General features: G+C 70.5%; 9 protein-coding genes. 4 read left to right on the plus strand and 5 right to left on the minus strand.

Annotated elements, in window-relative coordinates:
• Nucleotides 1–149: 149 nt before the first annotated feature.
• The gene (locus tag ACFXG1_RS29865; RefSeq protein ID WP_384745348.1) at nucleotides 150–7,895 is read right to left on the minus strand and encodes a polymorphic toxin-type HINT domain-containing protein; all 7,746 of its coding nucleotides are present in this window, start codon (nucleotides 7,893–7,895) and stop codon (nucleotides 150–152) included.
• A 712-nt stretch (nucleotides 7,896–8,607) separates the two neighbouring features.
• Between ACFXG1_RS29865 and ACFXG1_RS29870 the strand changes: the two genes are divergently transcribed.
• Complete coding sequence (locus ACFXG1_RS29870) at nucleotides 8,608–11,835, plus strand: DNRLRE domain-containing protein (protein WP_384711009.1); 3,228 nt, start codon at nucleotides 8,608–8,610, stop codon at nucleotides 11,833–11,835.
• Nucleotides 11,836–11,925: 90 nt separating this feature from the next.
• Here the strand turns inward: ACFXG1_RS29870 and ACFXG1_RS29875 are convergent, their stop codons facing one another.
• Nucleotides 11,926–12,723: a site-2 protease family protein gene (locus ACFXG1_RS29875; RefSeq protein ID WP_384711013.1), complete on the minus strand. Its 798-nt coding sequence runs from the start codon at nucleotides 12,721–12,723 to the stop codon at nucleotides 11,926–11,928.
• Between the two features lie 129 nt (nucleotides 12,724–12,852).
• Here ACFXG1_RS29875 and ACFXG1_RS29880 point away from each other — a divergent pair, with 129 nt between their 5' ends.
• Nucleotides 12,853–16,191, plus strand: coding sequence for a BTAD domain-containing putative transcriptional regulator (locus ACFXG1_RS29880; protein WP_384745351.1), 3,339 nt, complete (start codon nucleotides 12,853–12,855; stop codon nucleotides 16,189–16,191).
• Between the two features lie 23 nt (nucleotides 16,192–16,214).
• Here the strand turns inward: ACFXG1_RS29880 and ACFXG1_RS29885 are convergent, their stop codons facing one another.
• From ACFXG1_RS29885 to panB, 3 genes are all read right to left on the minus strand, one after another.
• On the minus strand, nucleotides 16,215–17,105 hold the full coding sequence (locus tag ACFXG1_RS29885) for an ABC transporter permease (RefSeq protein ID WP_384722901.1): 891 nt from the start codon (nucleotides 17,103–17,105) through the stop codon (nucleotides 16,215–16,217).
• Nucleotides 17,102–18,163: an ATP-binding cassette domain-containing protein gene (locus tag ACFXG1_RS29890; RefSeq protein WP_384722904.1), complete on the minus strand. Its 1,062-nt coding sequence runs from the start codon at nucleotides 18,161–18,163 to the stop codon at nucleotides 17,102–17,104. Before ACFXG1_RS29890 ends, ACFXG1_RS29885 begins: the two co-directional genes overlap by 4 nt.
• 415 nt (nucleotides 18,164–18,578) lie before the next feature.
• Nucleotides 18,579–19,466, minus strand: a complete 888-nt coding sequence (gene panB, locus ACFXG1_RS29895; protein ID WP_384717942.1) for a 3-methyl-2-oxobutanoate hydroxymethyltransferase — start codon at nucleotides 19,464–19,466, stop codon at nucleotides 18,579–18,581.
• 456 nt (nucleotides 19,467–19,922) lie between these two features.
• Between panB and ACFXG1_RS29900 the strand changes: the two genes are divergently transcribed.
• Nucleotides 19,923–20,882 (plus strand): endonuclease/exonuclease/phosphatase family protein, encoded by a 960-nt coding sequence (locus ACFXG1_RS29900; RefSeq protein ID WP_384745354.1) that lies wholly within the window; start codon nucleotides 19,923–19,925, stop codon nucleotides 20,880–20,882.
• Nucleotides 20,883–21,037: 155 nt separating this feature from the next.
• Nucleotides 21,038–21,475 carry a DNA-binding protein gene (locus ACFXG1_RS29905; RefSeq protein WP_384723828.1) on the plus strand — a complete coding sequence of 146 codons (438 nt, stop codon included), beginning with the start codon at nucleotides 21,038–21,040 and terminating at the stop codon, nucleotides 21,473–21,475.
• Nucleotides 21,476–21,594 lie beyond the last annotated feature (119 nt).

Here is a 21,594-nt window from a genome sequence, read left to right on the forward strand (position 1 = left end):
ACCTTGTGGGTCGGGTTTGGGTGTGGGGGGGTCGGGCGTGTCCGGGGGGGGGGTGTTGTTGGTGCGGTCGTGGGTTCGCGGGGGGGGGGGCGGGGGGGGGCCCGCGCGCACCAGCGCATGCTACGTGCCCCAGGAAGGCACCGTTCCGGTCAGTCCTTCCGCCAGAACATCCGGTACGGGGAGGTACCCGGACCGCCGCGGAACTCCCTTCCACCGAGCACGATGTCCGGATCCTTGGTCAACGCCGACTCGCAGCCGTTGCAGACATTGCGGGAGGCCGCGCCGAACACGATCTCCTCATTGGCTCCGAGACTGCCGACGACGGTCGCCTCCGCATGGCCCTGCCCCTGGACGAAGGCGTCCTTGGCCCACTGCGGCCAACTGTCCGGAGCGGGTCCGTCGTGGTTCACCGCGGTACGGACCGAGACCTCACCGGTGTTCCGGTTGCGGACCCCGATCAGGGCCGTCGTCCCGAACTGGCCCTGGAGCCCGCGCACACCGGGAATGGTCTCGTTCGTGGCCCGCCAGCGCGCCTGCTGGAGGAGATCGGCGTAGATGTACGCCTCCTCCGCCTCCGCCTGGTTGCCGCAGTTGTGGACGAGGACCGGGGCCGCGGCCGCCATCACGTAGTACGTGTGGAGGTCGCTGACGGTCAGGTTGTGGACCGTGGCCTCGGCGGTGTGCCGTTCGACCGCCGTGATCCGGACCAGTGTGCCGTTGCCCGTCCGGAGCCAGTCGCCCGACGTCAGATCGGTGGCGTCGACCCACTCCCTCAGCTCGGGCACCCAGAACGGGTGGCCGTCCGTGGCCGTCACCGTCGCGGTGGCCGAACCCCTGGTCCCGTCGGTGTCGATGGTGACCTCGACGAGGTTCTTGCTGCCCTCGCCCTTGATCTCGGCGGTGACGGTCTCGACCGCCGTCTCACCGGTCTCGGGATCGGTGGCGACGACCCGGTCGCCGTTTCTGACCTCTTCGATCGGTTTCGTGGTCCCGTCCGCCATCAGGACGAGGGTGCCGGGGACGAAACTGTTGTTGGGGTTCCGGCAGCCGGGCCCCGCGCTGCTCTCCTTGGAGCCGCCGCTGCGGGATCCGCTCTTGCCGCTCTTGCTGGGCGCGTCTTCCTTCTTGGCCGCCTGCCGCGCCCGGTTGATCGGCCTCTCGGCCTTCTTGGTCGCGACCTTCTTCGCCTTCTGTACGGCGTTTCCGGTCTTCTGCGCCTCCTTCTTCGCCGCTCTCAGCTTGGCCTGTTCGGCCTTCTTCTTCTTCAGCTGGGCGGCCTTCTCCGCCGCCTTCTTCTTGGCCTCGGCGGCCTTTCTCGCCGCTTCCTGGGCCTTTCGGGCCATCTCGATGATCTGGCGGGCCCTCTCCTGGGCCTTCTTCCAGGCGGAGATGGCACTGGAGATCTTGCCGACGGCGTCCCAGACCCGCTTGGCGGCGCTGAACGCCCTCTTCCACGGGAGGGCGTCGAGGATCATGCTGCCGCAGGCCCACAGATCGCCCCGGGAGAAGCAGGCGACCATGTCGTCGTAGCCGATGAGCCCCTTGAGCAGGGACCATCCGGCGTCCGCGATGACGCTGCCCATGGAGCGGTTCTGCTCCTGCTGGGCCCAGGACAGCTCGCCCTTGGAGGGGCCGCCGTACTGGTCGCCGTTGTAGCCGCCGCCGCCACCGCCGCCGCCCTGGGCCGCGGAGACGAGACCGGTCGGGTCGGCGAAGGTGACCGGGCTGTTCTCGCTGTAGGAGTAGCCGTTGATCTGGATCGGGTCGGCCATGTCGATCAGCGGGTCCACGGAGATGAAGCGGCCGGTGGCCGGTTCGTACTCACGGGCGCCGAGATGGACGAGACCGGTCGAGGCGTCGTCGTCACCGCCGACATAGCCCTTGTGCGACCGCCAGTTGGGGCTCGCCTGGCGGTCGACCCCGAAGGGGTCCTTCTTGGCGAACTTGACCGCGTTCCCGGGCGTCAGCGCCACATTGATATTGGCCGTGCCGTTGTGGTCGGTGATCTGAACCGACAGCTCGCTGGTGGCGCTGCCCAGGACATGGCGCATGACGGTGGGCGCGCCGGGCTGGGCGTAGTACCGCTCGGTGTACGAGGGACGGCCGCCGCTGGTGGCGACGGTGGTGTCGCCGAGGTAGAGCGTGGTCTCGCTCGCGGTGATCGCGAGCAGCCGCTGGCCGCCGGGACCGTAGATGTAGCGAGTCTCGTCGGACGGCTTCCACTGCTGGGCCGCGCCGCCGGTGGTGTCGCAGTCGGTGACCTTGAGATCCGTACCGCTGTTGTCGTCGGGTGCGGTCAGGCACTTGTTGGTGCCGAGGTGCTTGAGCTTCTTGCCGTCGGCGACCTCGGTCCAGTGCTGGGCGGCGGTGCCGGTGCAGTCCGAGAGCACCACATTGCCGTTGGTGAGCGCCACCACGCACTTGCCCAGAACCTTCAGCGCGCCCTTGGTGGGATCGGCGACGGTCGCGTCGATCCGGAACTTCTGCGCCTTGCTGCCGTTGCAGAGGTACTGCTGGATCGCGGTGCCCGTGGCCGTGAGGCCGCCCGCGACATCGAGGCACTTGCCGGTGGAGCCGGTCCAGGCACCGGAGCCCTCGCCGAAGCCGGTGATCTTCTCCGGCTTGCCGTCCCAGGTCCAGGTCAGCGTCTGGCCGACACCGCCGTCGGTCCGGGACTCCATGTTCCCGGCCTTGTCGTAGGTACGGACGGAAGGCTTGGTGACCTGGGCCCCGGCCTCCGTCTTGTAGGTGGTGGAGGTGCCGGTCAGGGTGTGCGGCTGGGTGCCGTTCGCCCCGCCGTAGCCGTAGGTGGTGGTGATGTCCTTGGTCTTGTCACCCGAGGTGTCGTGCTTGACCAGCTTGGTGCGCTGGCCCAGCTCGTCATAGGTGTACGACTGCCAGTAGCCGGAGTTCGCGGAGGTGACGTTGTTCGTCCCGTCCGGGTACTCGGGCGCCTCACCCTGCATGGCCGGTGCCTGGCAGTGGATCGGCGCCGTCCAGGCCTCGGTCAGCTGTCCGAGGGAGTCGTAGGTGAAGCACTGCCGGTCGGTGATCGAGTTCCAGCGGTCCGCGATCGAGGTGACGTTGCCGGCGTTGTCGTACGAATAGGTCCGGGAGTTGACCCGGGTGCCGGTCACCGCCGTGGTGTCGCTCGTCGACTGGCGGTCGACGACGGACTCCTCCAGCGCGCCGCTGTTCTCGTTGAAGATGTTGGTCGTCCACACCCGGTTGGGGTTGCTGCCGCTGACGGTCCGGACGACCTGGCCGTAGACGCTGTATTCCGCGTCGGTGGTGTACCACTCCTTGCCCGAGGTGGAGACCGGCAGACCATCCGCGTTGTAGCGCGTGATGATCTTCTCGGCGGTCAGTGAACCGGCCGCGGGCAGCATGGTCTGCTTGAGCTGTCCGCCCTTGTTGTACTCGAAGGCGTAGGCGTAGGTCCGCTCCAGGCCGTGGGCCGTGGCGACGGTATCCGGCAGGGTCAGCTTCTTGCCGGTCGGCTGGTAGTCGGCGGTGTAGCCGGTGATCTCACTGGTGTAGGGGAGGTTGTCGGTGTAGCGGGTGGAGCTCGCCGGGAGGCCGACCGCTCCGGCGATCGTGTCGTAGGTGTTGGTCTGGAGCAGCGGGCCCTTGTCGTCGTTGAGCCGCTCCTCCTGCGGGCGGGAGAGCGCGTCGTACTTCGTCCAGATCTTCACCCCGCGGCCGTCCGTGGCGACCACGGGCCGGTCGGCGAGGTCGTACTCGGTGCCGCTGGTGCCGGTGTCCGGGTCGGTGGCGGACTTCAGCCGGCCGCGGGCGTCGTAGCTCCAGGACCAGAGGTTGCCCTTCGGGTCCCTGGCCTCGACCATGTCGCCGCGGACGTCGTACTTGAAGGTGGTGGAGCGGAACGCGGTACGGGCGGGGTCGGTGAAGGTGTCCACCCGGACCAGGCGGCCCAGCGCGTCACTGTAGGTCCGCTGGGAGGCCGCGCCGTTGGGCTCGATCGACACCGAGTAGTCGTAGCCGAACTGCGAACGGGTCGCCTTCTCGGGCTTCTCGGTGCCCGCCTCGTACGGCGTCTCCTGAAGGACCCGGCCGAGGCCGTCGTACTTGTAGAGGGTGGCGTTCGGGATCTTGGTGTCGGAGGCGTCCGCCGGCTCGTACATCACCGACCGCGGTTCGTCTTCGACGTAGTAGGCGTTGTTGGTCCGGCTGATCGTGCCGTTCGGACCGTAGAAGATGTCCGTTACCAGTCGGCCCTTGCCGACCGCCTGCTCCTGCTTCTGCCGCTCGCGGCCCAGGCCGTCGTAGAAGGCGTAGGAGCTGACGTACTCGGAGCCCTCGCCCTCCTTCAGCAGCTCGGACCTGACCGATACGGGGTCGCCCGGCTTGGCGTAGTAGGTGAACTTGGCGCCCGGCTGCCCCGCCGTGTGGGTGGGACCCCACGCCGCGACCGTCCGCCCCAGGCCGTCGTACTCGAACGTCGTCGTCCGGCCGTTGGGGTCGGTCTCCTTCAGCGCCGTGGCCCGGCCGGGCTCGATCACACTGATGGATTCGTGCAGCTTGGCGTTGACGGTCTTCACCGAGTAGACCTGGCCTTCGGCCGGGATGTACTCGGTGGTGCCGGCGTTGCCCGCCGCGTCGACCGTACGGATCGGACGCGCGTGGGTGTCGTAGCCGACCTCGCCGTCCTTGTCCCAGCCGCCGCCGTCCTTGTTCACCGTCCAGGTGGTGGTGGCCAGGCCCGCGGTGGGAACGGCGCCGTAGCCCAGGCCGTCGTAGGCGACCCGGGAGCCGGCGACCCATGACGACGCGGGCGGCTCGGTCCCGGCGGCCGGGCAGGGGCCGGCCGTGGTCAGGGCCTGCTTGGACAGGCCGATCATGTGCTTGCCGGTGTTGTGGATGTACTCCAGGCGTGAACACGACTCGTCGCCGGTGCGCTCGGTGTCGCCCTGGACCTCCACCTCGTAGGGCAGGTCGTACTCGCCCTCGTACTTGGTGGAGGTCCGTACGGTCCGGGCGCCCCGGGGGTCGTCGTCGGTGGCCGGGTCCGAGTCGACCCGGGTGCCCGACGACAGGGCCACCGTGATGCTGTGGCTCTCCAGTACCCGGTACGCCTTCAGGTCCGGAATGCCGTCGCCGCGGGCGCGGGTCGCCAGGACCTTGTGCGTGGGGTAGTCGACATCGCGGGTGAGGACGGTTCCGCCGTACTTCGTGTACGTCATCGTCTCGGCGACGCGGCCCTGATAGGGCAGCGAGTCCTTGGCGATGGTGGCGCCCTTGCTGTCCTTGACCGTGATGTCACGGACCGGGTCGCCCGTGCCCGGGAGCTTCTCGCCGTCCATCCCGCGGAAGTAGCGGGTCTCCGTCATGGACCGCTCGGAGCCGGTGTACGGATGCGCGGAGTCGGCGCCGCTGACCGTGCGCACGATCTCGTAGCCGCGCCACTGGTCGTAGGTCCGGGTCTTCTTCTTGGAGAACTCGGCCTGGTTCAGCGCCCAGCCCGCGCCCTTGCGCTTGGCCGCGTCGATCTCGTCGTACTCGTACGTCGTGGTCGTCGGGTCGACGCCCCGGACGTTCGGCAACTCCTCGACCTTGGCGACGAGGTACTTGTTGAACCAGCTGATGGACTCGTCGGACTGGTCCGGGTCCACATGCCAGTACGCGGGGAAGCAGAGGCCCGTGTTCTCCGCGGGCTTCGGGAAGCCCTCACCGGCCAGACAGGCGCCCGTGGGATCCCGGTAGGTGACGAGGGTCTCGCCGCCGTACTCGTTGACGATCCGGCTGATCCGCAGCCGGTCGAAGACCGGGCTGGTGTCCTTCTTCCCCTTGTCCGGGCCCTCCTGGATGATCTCCTTCACCCGGTTGGGCATGGACTTGGTGTTGGAGACGAAGGTGACCGGATTGAGCTGGACGCCCTCGCGGTCGCCCACGCCGTAGCCGGTGCGGGTGATGGACTTCAGCCAGAGCGCCGTGCCCTCGTCGGTCTTCTCGTGCGGCAGGGACTGGTCGAGCTTCCAGTTGTCCACCTTCGACAGCGCCGTGGAGCCCTGGACGCGCTGGGCCCAGGTGGTCACGGCAGCCAGCCGCTTGCGCGACCAGAAGCTGGGCACCGGGACGTAGCACTCCTTGCCCTTGGCGCCCGAGCAGTACAGGTCGGCCGGGGTGTCGTACCAGATCCGGTTCTTCGCCCAGTCGCCCGAGGTGAAGTTCTCCTCGGTGCACTTGATGCTGTCCTCGGTGTAGCAGCGCTCCTGCACCTCGAAGGAGACCCGGGCGATCGGGTCGGCGGTGAAGAGGGTCTTCTCCTGCTGGCCGTAGTCGATACGCAGCAGATGGGCGCCGCGGTCGTAGTCCACCGTCGCCTTGAACTTGAAGTTCTTCGCGTAGTGGTTCTCCTCCTTCTTCCACCACAGGGACATGGCGTTGCCGTGGACGTCGACGACGTAGTCGAGGTTCCAGCGCCATGCCTGGTAGCAGAAGGAGTTGGCGTACGTGGCGTTGTAGCAGGGCTCGTCCAACTGGTTGCCCGAGACGGGGACGGTCAGGACCGAGTTGGTGGTGTCCTTGCCCTCGACCCAGTTGGGCAGCTTGTGCCGGCCGAACCAGTACTGCGTACCGTCGCGGGTGGTGACCTTCCAGTAGTCCTGGCCCTCGTGGCGGTCGTTGGTCCCGGACCGCTTGATCAGCTCGACCTTGGAGCCGTCGCCGTTGGCGGTGACCCACTTGTCGGAGTGCGGGCCCGCGGCGCCCGGCTTCATATGGTCGTCGTCGAGCACCAGCTCGGTGGTCGACCCGCCCAGGCTCAGGACCGCGTTGTACGAACCCCAGCAGAGGTCGGACGTCTTCTTCTTGTTGACGCCGTCCTTCTGGTCGTCCCGGCAGGAACGGTACGTCCGGGTGATCGAACCCGGGTTGTAGTCCCAGCCGTCACCGACCCACGAGGGCTGGTTGTTCGTCGCCGATGTGGCTCCGTCGACCGCCTGGGAGTTGTAGCCGAAGCCCAGAGCGGGGGAGGGACCCGCGGGCACCGAAGGCGCCTGCATCTGGTAGGCGTAGGTGAACGCCCCGGCGCTGTTGCCCGCCTGCCACGAGCCGGCGCTCGGGAGCGGGGACGCCGAGAAGTCGCCCTTGGCGCCGCTGCCGCTGGAGGTGGCCACCAGGACGGAGGAGCCCGCGGCGGCCGCGGTACGGGCCGTCATCGGCGCGGCGGACTTCCCGGCCACGGACCGGGCCGCGGTCGCCGGGGGGACGGCCGGGTCGGTCAGTGTGGCGACGTTCAGGGTCGCCTCGATCTGCCGCTCGCCGTCCATGACGTGGTCACCGGCGGCGTCACCGGTCTTGGGCTTGACGACGTTACGGGTGCCGACCTCGACCGGCTCCGAGCACGCCTCGACGTCCGGGGTGGTCAGGAAGCAGCCCGGGAACTGGAGGATGTTGAGCCGGTCCGCCCAGTTCGCGCCGTACAGCTCGGCGAACTCGGTGTAGTCCAGGGCCACCACGGCATTGCCGGTGGCGCCGGCGGGCGGGGTGATGGTGAAGGCGAAGCCCTCGATGTTCCGCGCCTCGGTCTGCGCCGGGTCGGTCATGGCGACCTGCCAGCTGCCTTCGAGCGCCGCCGCCTCGGCGGGCGTCGCGCCCTGCGGCGCGCCGACTTCGAGGGGTGTGGTGCCGATCGGCACCGTCTGCCCCGGAGTGAGTCCGGTCAGAGTCCGGGCCGCGGGCGGTACCGCCGCCGGAGCCGCCGTCTTCTTCGGCTCGAACTCGGGCTCGGTCGGGATCTCGGCCGTCGTCAGCCGCTCCAGGGTCCCGCCGTCCTCACCCGGCACCGGTTTCGGCTCGGGCACAGCGGTCAGTTTCACCCCCGACCTGTCCACCGGCGGGGGCAGCGCGCTCGCCCCCGGTACCAGACTCACGGTCAGAGCGAGTGAGAGCACCGTGATCACGCCCGCGCGCAGGCGCAGTCGGCGGTTCCTCTCGGCTCTGGTGTCCGGGAGTCTTCCCCGGCCACTCCACGACAGTGTTTTCCCCACGGCGGCCGCCGTCCTCCCCAACCATCCGGCATCAGTTTTCGGGCAGCGCGAAGCGGCCTGTCCCGTCCCTGACATGTCTGTATCCGCCGCATCCTGAGGCAGCGGATGATCACCCGTCAAACGCCTGACCTGCACAGATGTGACAAGAGTCATCGAGAATGAGGTGTAGGGACCCCGGTGATGGGTTACTGGGGGGAAACCGGCCGAGAAGCCCCATCGGGCCGCAAAAGGCCGCGAGTTCCGCCATCCGGATCATCGGGAATCAGTCATCAGCAATGGCTCGATCGATGCCCCGATTTGGGGGGAGATCGGCTGCCGGTCCCGATGAATCGGTCCGGCCATGAAGAACGTCCGAACGCCCTCCGTGGTTCCGAAACTCATCTGAAAAATTTGTGAGGACAGCACCGCGTGGTGATCACAAGGAGTGCACAAAATGCCTTCATCAGCCATGCTGGCTCGCGCTCTCTCCTGGTCAGAGCCTTGTGCTGCCCTCGACCCGGGAGAGGAAGGCGAAGAACGATCACGGTGATCGGCGCCCGGACGACCGTGTCCGCGGCAGGACCGATCGCCGTCCAGGGGAGGGGATTCCAGCACCGTGGAACGTCCACGTCTCATCCGGGGGCTGCCCCGGCGCACCACGGCGGGGGTGGCCGCCCTGCTGGCCGCCGCCCTCGGTGTCACACTGCTGATGCCCGACGGGCCGGCGCCGGAGCCCTCGGCCGCGAAGCCGCCCGCCCGGGCCGACCGGGCCGGCGCCGGCGGGGAGCCGCTGGACGAGGAGGCGGCCCGGGAGAAGGCGATACGTACCGGGAAGCCGGTGGAGGTACTCGACCTGCGGGACGAGACCTCGACCACGTACGCCCTGCCGGACGGCAAGTTCCGGCTCTCGGCCCACTCGGCCCCCGTCCGGGCCCGGGTCGACGGGAAGTGGAAGCCCATCGACACCACCCTGGAGCGGACCGAGGGCGGCTGGCGCCCCAAGGCCACGTCGAATCGCGTCGTCTTCCACTCGGGCGGAAAGAAGTCCGCGGAGGAGCGCGGCAGCCGGGGCTATGTCCGGTTGCCACTGGCGAGCGCCGCACGGCAGACGACCGAGGCCGACTACACCGACCTGGCCACCTTCACCGCCGACGGCCGGGAACTCACCGTCGGCTGGCCCGGCCCGCTGCCGGAGCCCGAGATCGACGGGGCCGCCGCGCTCTACCGGAACGTCCTCAAGGACGTCGATCTGCTGCTGACCGCGCGGGACACCGGGTTCACCCATGTCCTGGTGGTGCACAACGCCGAGGCGGCGGCCGATCCGGCGCTGGCGAGGATCTCGTACCGGCTGACATCGCCCGAGCTGACGTTCTCCCTCGACGACACCAACGACGTCCTCACCGTCCGGGACGGCAAGGGCAACGAGGTCGGCGGCTCCCCGAGCCCCTTCATGTGGGACTCCAGCGGCAAGCCGGCCGTCACTCAGGGCGAGCCGCCGCTGGACAAGAGCGCGAAGGCCGAGGGGACCTTCGGGCTGAGCGGCCTGCTCGGACCTCAGATCGGAACCCGCCGCGCACCCGCCGACGCCGAACTCACCGGCGGCGGCAGCACCTCGGCCGTGCTCTCCGTCACCCCCGACAAGGGGCTGCTGACCGGGAAGGACACCGTCTACCCGGTCTTCATCGACCCGCCGCTGTACGGCAAGACGGCGGCCTGGACCACCGCCTACGAGCGGTACCGGGACACCAGCTTCTGGGACGGGGCCAACTTCAACTCCGGCACCACCGAGGGCCGGGTCGGCTTCGAGTCCACCACCGGCGGACTCTCCCGGTCCTACTACCGGATCACCTGGAAGAGCAGCATCAAGGGCGCCAATATCTCCAAGGCCGAGTTCGTCTTCCGGGAGACCTACTCCTGGTCGTGCACCCCGTCGGCGATGGACGTCCACCAGACCGAGGACATCTCCTCCGCCACCACCTGGGACAACCAGCCGCCCACCAAGGCGCATATCGGCACCAAGTCCTTCGCGCACGGCTGGAACTCGTCCTGCCCCGACGCCAATGTCACCTTCGACGCCAGGACCATCGCCCGGGACGTCCTCGCCGGGGACGGCGAGAAGAAGATCGTCATCCGGATGAAGGCCCAGAACGAGTCGAAGACATCGGGGGCGGCCAACTCCTGGAAGAAGTTCGCCGCCGAGGGGCAGCCGGCGCCCCGGCTCGACGTGACGTACACCCGGCCGCCCAAGGAGCCCACCGGGCTCACCGTCAACACCAAGGCGTGCGACACCAGCAGCCCGTACACCCAGTACGGCCTGGGGAATCTGAACTTCGCAGCCGGCAGCTCCGACCCCGACGGCGACCTGGCGTCCCTGTACTTCCAGGTGTGGTACCTCAACGGCAGCACCAAGGTCACGGTCGAGAACTCCACCCGGCCCACCTCCGGCAAGGCCGATTTCACCATCGACAAGTCCAAGTTCGTCAACGGCCGGACGTACTACTGGCATGTGAAGGCCGTCGACCACGAGGACGTCTCCTCCACCTACGCCCCGCCCGGCACCGTGAGCTGCGGATTCGTCTACGACAGCTCGGCGCCCGCCTCACCGGACGTGTCCTCCGCCGACTTCCCCGAGGACGACGGCAACGGCGGCAAGTGGAGCGAGAAGCCGTTCGGGACCGCGGGCAAGTACATCATCAAGCCCGCCGCCACCGGCGGCACCGGGACGACGAAGTTCTACTGGTCCTTCAACCGCGAGTCGTACGTCGAGGAACGCAGCGCCACCGTCGCCCAGGGCGCTGCGGGCATCACGCTGAACCCGCCCAACGCCGGGCCGAACATCCTCTATGTGAAGGCCACGGACGCGGCGGGCAACCGGTCGGTCACCGCCACCAAGTACCTCCACTACGTCACCCCCCGCGACAAGAACGACTCCCCGGGCGACGTCACCGGTGACGGCATCCCCGACCTCTACGTCATCGACGCCACCGGCGATCTGCGGCTCTACCCGGCCGAGAAGACCGGCGACCTCCACACATCCCTCCTGGCCGCGCACGACGACGGCAAGGCCATCGAGCTGGACGAGAACGAGGACGGCAAGCCCGACTACGGCTACCACTGGGTCGACGCCAACGGGAACAACCCGGCGCTGATCACCCATAACGGTGACTTCGTGGGCGGCGACGGAGTCCAGGACCTGGTCGCCCGGATGCCCGACGGCAAGCTCTACGTCTACCGGGGCGACGGCTACGGCAGCGTCGACGTCACCAAGCGCGTCGAGGTGCAGATGCCCGCGGGCGCGCCCGCGACCTCCGCCATCACCCAGATCCTGGCCGTCGGCGACATCACCGACGACAAGCACCCCGAGGTCTTCGCCACCGTGGGCGACGCCCTGTGGGTGTTCACCGGCTACACGGGCGTCGCGTTCGACAGCGCGATCCGGCTCAGCTCGACCGCGTGGACCAACCGCGACCTCGTCTCGGTCGGCGACCACGACAAGAACGGCGCGGTCGACCTGGTCTACCGGTCGTTCGACAGCAACCGGCTCCTGCTGCGCCACGGCAAGCCCGACCCGGCGACGGGCGGCACCCTGCTGACGTCCCTCGCCAGCGCCGCGAACTCCCTCACCGGACTCGACGCCGAATACGGCACCGGCTGGACCCCGACCGGTATCCCGCTGATGACCGGCACCCCGGACGTCAACGGCGACGGCATCCCCGACATCTGGGCGATCACCGGGACCACCAATGGCGGCAAGGTCCTCTTCTACCCGAACAAGCCCGCCTTCGGCGGCACTCCGATCACCGTCATCACCACCGACTGGGGCAGCAAGAAGGCGCTGGGATAACCCCCGGTCCCGCCCTGGTGCGAAACCGGCCCCCGCGTCCGTCCGGCGCGGGGGCCGGCCCTCTTCCCGGAGGTGATGCGCCGGGGCGGCCTACACCAGGCTCTCGCACACCACCGACTCCGACTGCCAGAAGCGGTAGAAGTCGTACCCGCAGGCCGTCTCCGGATCGCCCACGCCCAGTCCCCGCAGGATCGCGTCGACCAGGTCGAAGAAGGCCCGGTTCACCTCGGGGACGAAGAACAGCAGGGCGAAGACGACCAGCAGTCCGTACGGCGCCACGGGCGCGACCCGGCGGCGGGCGGCCGGGGAGAGCCAGGGCTCGATCACGCCGTAGCCGTCCAGCCCCGGAACCGGCAGGAAGTTGAGGATCGCCGCCGTCACCTGGAGCAGCGCCAGAAAGCCCAGGGCGAACTGGAACAGCACGGGAACGCCGTCGAGGCCGCCGAGCCAGAACGGGGCCGTGCACACCACCGCGAACAACGCGTTCGTCAGCGGGCCCGCCGCCGAGATCAGACTGTGCCGCCAGCGGCCCCGGATCCGGCCGCGCTCGATGAACACCGCGCCGCCGGGCAGGCCGATACCGCCCAGGACGACGAAGAGGACCGGCAGGATCACACTGGTCAGCGCATGCGTATAGGCCAGGGGATTGAGGGTGAGATACCCCTTGTCGACGATCGTGACATCGCCGCTGTGCAGGGCGGTGCGGGCATGCGCGTACTCGTGCAGGCAGAGCGATACCACCCACGCGGCGGTGACGAAGACGAAGACGCCGATCCCGGGCGTCGGCAGCCGGTCCGTCCACACCGCCCACCCCGACACCACGCCGATCGCGACGATGCCGAGGAAGACGGGGCTCACCCGGCGGGACGGGGCGGTCGGACTGCTCATGGCGCGGCTCCGGAGGCGTGACGGTGTGATGACCGAACGTACTCGCCGGTACGGGGTGAACGACCGGGCGACGCCCCGGGTTCCGCCACCCCGGCCCGATCCGGGCGGGAGTACGGGGACAATGGCCGGGTGCGTTACTCCGTACTCGGCACGACCCAGGTCCATCGCGACGACGGCACACCCGTACCGCTCGGCGGCGCCCGGCTGCGCGCGCTGCTCGGTGTGCTGGCCCTGCGCGCCGGACGAGCCGTGCCCGTCGGGGCCCTCGTCGACGAGGTCTGGGCGGGCGAGCCGCCGGCCGACGCCACCGGCGCCCTCCAGGCCCTCGTCGGAAGGCTGCGCCGGGCGATCGGCGCCGACGCCGTCGTCTCGGCCGCCGACGGGGGCGGCTACCGGCTGGCCGCCGACCCCGACGACGTCGATCTGCACCGCTTCACCCGGCTCGCGGGCGAGGGCGCGGCCGCCCTGGCGGACGGCGATCCGGCGAAGGCCCAGGCCGTTCTCGACGCGGCGCTGGCGCTCTGGCGCGGCCCGGCGCTCGCCGACCTCCCCGACGCGGGGGCCGAGTCCACCCGCGCGGACACCCGCCGCCGGACGGCCGTACGGGACCGGCTCGCCGCCCTCGTCGCCCTCGGCCGGGCCGAGGAATGCCTGCCGGAACTGGCCTCGGCCCGCGCCGGGGCACCGCTGGACGAGCCGCTGCACGCCCTGTCCGTCCGCGCCCTGCGGGCAGCCGGGCGGCCCGCGGAGGCGCTGACCGCGTACGAGGAGTTCCGCACCCGGCTCGCCGACCGGCTCGGGACCGACCCCGGACCGGAACTGCGACGGCTGTACGAGGAGTTGCTCAGCCCCGAGCGGGCGCGGGACCCCGGCCCTGAGCCGCGACCGGTCCCGGACCGGGGCGGCAGCCGTACCGCGCATTCCCCGCCGCACCCCGGCAATCTGCGGGCCCGGCTCACCTCCTTCGTCGGCCGGGAGGACGACATCGGCGCCCTCCGCGCCGATCTGCGCGGCGCCCGGCTCGTCACCCTGCTCGGCACCGGCGGCGCGGGCAAGACCCGGCTCTCCCAGGAGGTCGGCGCGCGGACCGCCGGGGAGTACCCCGACGGCGTATGGCTGATCGAACTCGCCCCCGTGGACGACCCGCGCAACGTCCCCGAAGCCCTCCTCTCCGCCCTCGGCGCCCGCCAGACCGTGCTGCGCGGCGCCGGAGCAGAGGAGCTGCGGGCCGCCGAACTCTCCTCCGACGACCCGGTGCTCCGGCTGATCGAGCACTGTGGACGCGGCCGCATGCTGCTGATCGTCGACAACTGTGAGCATGTGGTGGGGGCGGCGGCTTCGGTGGTGGAGCGGGTGCTGGAGGGGTGTGCGGGGGTGTCGGTGCTGGCGACGAGTAGGGAGCCGTTGGGGGTGCCGGGGGAGGTGGTGCGGCCGGTGGGTCCGCTGGCGCCGGGGGCGGCGCTGCGGTTGCTGGGGGAGCGGGGTGCGGCGGCGGTGCCGGGGTTCGTTCCGGGGGTGGACGGGGAGGCGTGTGCGGAGATCTGCCGGCGTCTCGACGGGTTGCCGCTGGCGATCGAGCTGGCGGCGGCCCGGCTGCGGATGCTGACCCCGCGCCAGATCGCGGACCGCCTCGACGACCGGTTCCGGCTGCTGACCGGCGGAGCCCGTACCGTACTGCCCAGACAGCAGACCCTGCGCGCCGTCGTCGACTGGTCCTGGGACCTCCTCGACCACGCCGAACGCACCGTCCTGCGCCGTCTCTCCGTCTTCGCCGGCGGCTGCGACGCCCTGGCCGCCGAAGCCGTCTGCGGACCCGACAGCGGCACCGGCCCGCCCGACGTGCTCGCCGTCCTCGGCTCCCTCATCGACAAGTCGCTGGTCGTCGCCGAGCCCTCCGACGGCCCCGACGGGTCCGTGATGCGCTACCGCCTCCTCGAAACGGTCGCCGAGTACGCCGCCGAACGGCTCGCCGATGCCGGGGAACGGGACACCGTCCAACACCGACACCTCGTCCACTTCCGCGAACTCGCCCGGACCACCGACCCCCTGCTGCGCGGCCCGCGTCAACTCGCCGCCCTGCGCCTGCTCCACCAGGAGTACGAGAATCTGCGCACCGCCCTCCGCCGGGCCGTCGCCGCCCGCGACGAGGAGGAGGCGCTGTGCCTGGTGATGTCCCTGGCCTGGTACTGGCAGTTGAAGGACCTGCGGTCGGAGAGCCACCACTGGAGCACCGCCACCCGGGAACTGGGCCCCGACCCCTTCGCGCCCGGCACCCCGCCCGCCGGACCCGTACCGGAACGGTTCACCGACACCCCGCCGCCGAAGGCGGCCCCGCAGCTCGCCGAGGCCCGGCGCGCCAACGAGCTGCTGCGGATCGTCAGCGCCAGCCGCGACGCCGACGTCTGGACCTCGCCCGAGCAGCTGGCCCGGCTGCGCCGGGTCACCGAGGTCTACCGGCCGGGGCTGCCGCAGCTCTGCCGCTATCCCGCCAGTATGTGGTTCTTCGGCGTCCTGCTCACCGGGGATCTGGAGCGGCTGCGGGAGGTCTTCGACGTCACGGTCCGGGCCTGCCGGGAGTCCGGCTACGAGTGGGAGCTGGCGAGCGTCGTCCAGATGCGGGCCGGCATCGTCGCCAACGAGGGCACCTGGACCGGTGACGCCCTCGGCGACGCCGACGAGGCGCTGGAGATCTTCACCAGGCTCGGTGACGTCTGGGGCACCGCGGAGGCGCTGTCGGCGCGCGCGGAGGCACGTGAGCAGCGCGGCGACCACGCCGGGGCCGCCGAGGACTTCCACGCCGCCGTCGGGCACGCCGGACGCGTCGGCGCCGACGGTCAGGTCGCCCTGCTGCGGGCCCGGTACGGCGCGGCCCTGACGGAGCTGGGCGGAGCGGAGGCCGTCCGTGGCGAGACCATCCTCCGGGAGGTCGTCGAGGCCCAGGGGGACCGGATCCACGAGGCCAACGCGGTCTCCCGGATCCTGCTGGGCCTGTGGCTGGGGCGCACCGGGCGACGGGACGAGGCCCGGTCGCTGCTGGGCGGGGTGGTGGACCTGTTCGGCGGCAGCATGCTGCTGGTCTTCGAGGGGATGGTGCAGGGGTATGTGGCCTGGCTCGACCATCTCGACGGGCGGCACCGCGACGCGCTGGCCGGGGCCGTCGGCGCGCTGCGGGCGGCGATGCAGCCGCTGTGCGCCACGGTCGCCCCGCAGCTCGTCGCGGCCCACGCCGTGACGGTCGCCGGCACGCTGGCCGCCGCCAGGCCGGAGCGGGTGAGGGAGGCCGTCCTCCTGCTCGCGGCGGCCGACGCGCGGCGCCCGGGGGGCGCGCGTCCGCGGTCGGGGTGGGAGCTGGACGCCCGGCTGGGCGTGGAGGCGGAGCTGCGGGCGGCGCTGGGGGACGACGCGTTCACGGAGGCGTACGGGAGCGGCGGCCTCCTCTCGGTCGAGGAGGCCGCCGCCGGGCTGTGACCCGGGCGCGACGAGGTCGCCGGTCAGGTCTTGTCGCGGAACTTGGCGACGGCGATCGGCGCGGTCACGGCGGTGATGACGATGCTCCAGCCGACGGTCATCCACAGGGCCTCGGCGACCGGGCCGCCGTCGATGAGCGCCCGGGCCGCGTCCGCCAGATTGGACAGCGGGTTGTACTCGGTGAACGTCTCCAGCCAGCCGGGCATCGTGTCCGGCGGGGCGAAGATGGACGAGCCGAACTGGAGCGGCATCAGGACGATCATCGCCATGCCCTGGACGGCCTGCGGGGTCTGCATGGCGATGCCCAGCAGGATGAAGATCCACATCAGGGACGCGCCGAAGAGCACGGAGAGTCCCATGGCCGCCACGACCTCGAAGACCGACGTCTTGACCTCCATGCCGAGCAGGAAGCCCATCCCCAGCAGGATCAGCATCGCGATCAGCATCCGGCCGACCTCGACGGTGATCTTCGCGATGAGGACCGACGAGCGGGCGATCGGCATGGACCGGAAGCGGTCCATCACGCCCTTCTTGAAGTCGTCGTTCACGCCGGTGCCGACGGCCATGGCGATGTTCATGCCCATCATCGCCATCAGGCCGGGGACGACGTAGTTGACGTAGTCGTCCTGATTGCCCTTGCCGGAGATCGCGCCGCCGAAGACGTAGACGAACAGCAGGGTGAAGACGATGGGCATCAGCAGGACGTCGAACATGGACTCCGGATCGTTTCTGATCTGGAGGACGTTGCGGCGGGCGAGCGCCCCTATGTGGCGGAGGTGGGCGCGGGGGGAGATCCGGCCCTCGTCCACGAGTTCGGCCGCCCGCCGGCCCGCCGCGGCCTTCGCCGTCTTCTTCGTCGTCGTGACTGCCGGGCCGCGGCCGGGGCCCGTGGTCGTACGCGTTTCGGTGCTCATGCCGCCGCCCTGCTTTCCTTGCTTGCCGCGGTGCCGCCTGCGGCACCGCTGTCGTCCTGGCCTTCGATCTGTTCCGGCGTGCTCGCGGGCGCGCCGGTGATGGCGAGGAACACTTCGTCGAGACTGGGCAGTTGGGTGCCGATGTCGGCGATGTCGAAGCCGCGGTCGGCGAGGACCCCGATCACGGCGGTGAGCTGGGCGTCCGCCAGGAGCGGTACATGCAGGGCGGTCCCGCCGGCGGCCACGGTGGAGCCGCTGACGCCGTCGAGTCCGGTCTCGGCGAGCGCCCGTGCCATCGGGGTCAGATCCGCCGGGTCCACGGGGGTGATCTCCAGGGTGCGGCCGCCGACGCGGGCCTTCAGCTGGCTCACCCCGCCCTGGGCGACGACCCGGCCGCGGTCGATCACGGTCAGTTCGTGGGCGAGTTGCTCGGCCTCTTCCATGTACTGGGTGGTGAGCAGGACGGTCGTCCCCTCGCCGACCATGGTCCGTACCTCTTCCCAGACCTCGTTGCGGGTCCGCGGGTCGAGTCCCGTGGTGGGCTCGTCCAGATAGAGCACCGAGGGCCGTCCGACCATGGAGGCGGCCAGGTCGAGGCGGCGCCGCATACCGCCGGAGTACGTGGCCGTGGCCCGCCGCCCGGCTTCGGTGAGGGAGAACCGCTCCAGGAGTTCGTCGGCGCGTTCCCGGGCGGCCCTGCGGGGCAGATCGAGCAGCCGCCCGATCATGTAGAGGTTCTCCCAGCCGGGCAGTTTCTCGTCCACGGAGGCGTACTGGCCGGTGAGGCCGATGACCCGGCGGAGCGACCGGGGCTGGCGGACCACGTCGTAGCCCGCGACGGTCGCGGTTCCGGCGTCCGGCTTGATCAGGGTGGAGAGGCAGCGTACGAGGGTGGTCTTGCCCGCGCCGTTGGGGCCGAGTACCCCGAGGACGGTGCCTTCGCGGACGTCGAGGTCCACCCCGTCGAGTGCTTTGGTCGCGCCGTAGTGCTTGACCAGCCCCCGCACCTCGACGGCGATACCTCCGGCGGGGCCCGGGGTTTCTTCGATGAGCGTCATGCCGTCCACGATGACGGGCACCACCGACAACTCACCGACAGCCCACCGACAAGCGGCCGACAGCCCGCCGACGGGGGAGGATCGGCGGGCTGTCGTCCGTACCGAGATGGTCAATACTCAGAGGGAACCGAGTACCCCCGCCCAGGGGCCGCGTCGTGGTCCCGATGACTCGGCAGCCTCGCCCCGGGACGGCGAGTGAGCCGAAGGGGCGCGTCGTGGTCTGGAAGGAGAGCGCGCGCCCGGGCCTGCTGGTACCGGGCGGTCTCACCCCGGGACGGCGAGTGAGCCGAAGGGGCGCGTCGTGGTCTGGAAGGAGAGCGCGCGCAGGCCGCGAGGAACGAGTGGCCGAGCACGGTCGACTGAAGAACACGGCTTAAGCGCCCCGGAGGCGAACCGAGCCCTCAGAAAAGGGGGCTCAGTGGAAGGTGTGCTGTTCTTGCGGGAACGTTCCGCCTGCGACGTCGTCCGCGAAGGCCTTCGCCGCGTCGCCCAGGGTCTGTCGCAGGTTGGCGTACTTCTTGGTGAACCGGGGCACCTTGCCGCTGGTCAGGCCCGCCATGTCGGTCCAGACGAGGACTTGCGCGTCGGTGCCCGCTCCGGCTCCGATGCCGATGGTCGGGATGTGGAGGGATCGGGTGACCTCGGCGGCGAGTTCGGCCGGGACGAGTTCGAGTACGAGCGCGAACGCGCCCGCTTCCTGGGCGGCTTTGGCGTCTCGCAGCAGCCGGTGGGCGGCTTCGTCGCCGCGGCCCTGGACCCGGTAGCCCATGGTGTTGACGGACTGCGGGGTGAGGCCGAGGTGGGACATCACGGGGATGCCCGCCTGTACGAGCAGTTCCGTCTGCTGTACGGACCGCTCGCCGCCTTCCAGTTTCACGGCGCCGACGCCGGCCTCCTTGACCAGCCGGGTGGCGTGACGCAGCGCCTGGACGGGGCCTTCCTGGTACGAGCCGAACGGGAGGTCGCCGACGACGAGGGCGCGGGAGGTGCCCCGTACGACGGCGGCCGAGAGGAGGGTCATCTCGTCCATGGTGACCGGTACGGTCGTGTCGTAGCCGAGGTGGGTGTTGCCCATGGAGTCCCCGACGAGGATGACCGGGATCCCGGCCTCGTCGAAGACGGACGCCGTCATCGCGTCGTAGGCGGTGAGCATGGGCCACTTCTCGCCGCGCTCCTTGGCGGCGGCGATGTCGTGGACGGTGATGCGGCGGGTCCTCGTGCCTCCGTACAGCGATGTGACGTTCTTGACGTCTTTGGTGCTTCCGCTGTCGTCGGCGGCTTTCTGGGCAGCCTGAAGCGTCATGACCTACGGCTCCTTATGTCATCTCGTGGCGCCCTGACGGCGTCCCCGGATCACCCCCATGGTGGCACTTCGTGCCGCGCCCTGAAAAGGGCGGGGCGCGGCTCGTCCGGCGGCGCGCCCGGGCCGCTGTCGCCTTCGGGGTCGGCGATCCGTCCCCACCTGGGGGGATATGCGGGAACCGGTGGGCCCGCGCGGGGCGTCGTGGGTGAAGAAGGACCGCCCCGGGGCGGTGGACGAAGTACCGTCATCGCCTAGTGTCAGGGCCGGAGCCCGGTGCGTGACGGCGCGGAGACGCGTGACGGCGCGAGAGGCGGCAAGCAGTCGCGAGAAGCAGTGCGGTAGTGAGGACGGCGACGGATGGTTCAGGCGTACAAGACGGAGACGGGGAGCGGTGGTCCGGAGGATCCGGGGCAACCGGTCGCCGGGTCCGAATCCCGGTTCCGGCGCCTGCGGACCATGGGGCCGTTCCGGTCGTGGCGCGGCGACGGGGGTCCGTGGCGGCGCGGGGCGGTGCTGGCCGGGCTCGCCGTCGCCGTCGCGCTGCTGACGGCGCTGCACGCGAAGGTGCCCAACCGGATAGGCAATCTGGGTTCCCTGTCGGAGACGTTCCTGCCGTGGCTCGCGGTGTTCGCCGTGCCGCCGTTGCTGGTGGCGGCGGTGTGGCGGCGCTCGGGGACGGCGCTGCTGGCGCTGTTGCTGCCGATCGCGGTCTGGCTGAACCTCTTCGGCGGGCTGATCACGGACAAGTCGTCGGGCGGTGGCGATCTGACGGTCGCCACCCATAACGTCAACGCGGGGAATCCCGACCCCGAGGGCACGGCCCGTGAGGTGGCCGGGGCGGGCGCGGACGTTCTGGCGTTGCAGGAGCTGGCGCACGGGCAGGTGGACTCGTACCGGCGGGCGCTGGCCGGTACGTACAAGTACCACTCGGTGCAGGGCACGGTCGGGTTGTGGAGCAAGTATCCGCTGAAGGCCGTCAAGCCGGTCGACATCCGGATGGGGTGGACCCGGGCGATGCGCGCCACGGTCACCACTCCCCGGGGTGAAGTCGCGGTCTACGTGGCCCATATGCCGTCCGTGCGGGTCAAGATGAACGCCGGGTTCACGGCCAACGAGCGCGACAAGAGCGCGGACGCGCTCGGTGAGGCGATCGCGCTGGAGGAGGTGAGCCAGGTGGTGCTGCTGGGGGATCTCAACGGCACGATGAACGACCGGGCGCTACGGGCGGTCACCTCGCAGATGCGGTCCACGCAGGGCGCGGCGGGCGACGGGTTCGGCTTCAGCTGGCCCGCGTCGTTCCCGATGGCCAGGATCGACCAGATCATGGTGAAGGGTGTGGAGCCGGTGGCGTCGTGGACCTTGCCGCGTACGGACAGTGACCATTTGCCGATAGCGGCGAGTATCCGGCTGGGCTGACCGGCCCGCCGTTCGCCGGCCGCCGTCGTCACGAGAGGCCGCCCCGGAGGTCCGGGGCGGCTTTTCGCGGCTCTCGAAGTGAACAAGTTGTTCACAATGCTTCATTGGCAATAAAGCGTTGACGGGTGGGGGTGCGGGCACGTACGGTCCGTGTCATGAACGAGTCCGCCGGTACGACCCCCGATGTCTTCAGCCCGGCCGAGCCCGCCGCGGCGCGGGCCGCCCGCGAGTTCGCCGCCCTGGTGAGGATCGACGAACGCCATGCCGCGACCGGGCCCCGGCGCCGCCGCCATGTGAACCAGCCGATGGTGACCCCGCACGAGGCGGTGGCGCTGACGGTGGCCCTGGCCGCCAATCCGGGGCTGCTGGACGAGGGGGAGCCGGAGGTGGACCGGAGCGATCTCGTGGCCGCCCTCTCCCTGGTCGCCCGGGCGCGCGGCGATCTGGACGTGCTGGAGGAGTCGCTGCTGGCCGTCGCCCACGGGCGCGGGCTCACCTGGCAGGAGATCGCCTTCGGCCTCGGGCTCGGCAGCACCCAGGCCGCCCGGCAGCGCCACGAGCGCCTCAGGGCGCGGGTGGCGGGCCGCGACTGACCCGGCGGGCGGGCGCGTGGGCCCGTACGCGTGTGGGGCCCGTACGCGAACGGTCGCGTACGGGCCCCACACCCACCCCGGCACCCCGCGGCCGCTGGCTCGGATAAACAAATACGTAC

It is taken from the genome of Streptomyces sp. NPDC059248 (assembly GCF_042753905.1).
Lineage (GTDB): Bacteria > Actinomycetota > Actinomycetes > Streptomycetales > Streptomycetaceae > Streptomyces.

Coding starts and splice junctions, on each gene's coding strand:
- ACFXG1_RS29875 (WP_384711013.1), bottom strand. CDS start 12,723: ATGAGCAGTCCGACCGCCCCGTCCCGCCGGGTGAGCCCCGTCTTCCTC.
- ACFXG1_RS29885 (WP_384722901.1), bottom strand. CDS start 17,105: ATGAGCACCGAAACGCGTACGACCACGGGCCCCGGCCGCGGCCCGGCA.
- ACFXG1_RS29890 (WP_384722904.1), bottom strand. CDS start 18,163: ATGACGCTCATCGAAGAAACCCCGGGCCCCGCCGGAGGTATCGCCGTC.
- panB (WP_384717942.1), bottom strand. CDS start 19,466: ATGACGCTTCAGGCTGCCCAGAAAGCCGCCGACGACAGCGGAAGCACC.
- ACFXG1_RS29900 (WP_384745354.1), top strand. CDS start 19,923: ATGGGGCCGTTCCGGTCGTGGCGCGGCGACGGGGGTCCGTGGCGGCGC.
- ACFXG1_RS29905 (WP_384723828.1), top strand. CDS start 21,038: ATGAACGAGTCCGCCGGTACGACCCCCGATGTCTTCAGCCCGGCCGAG.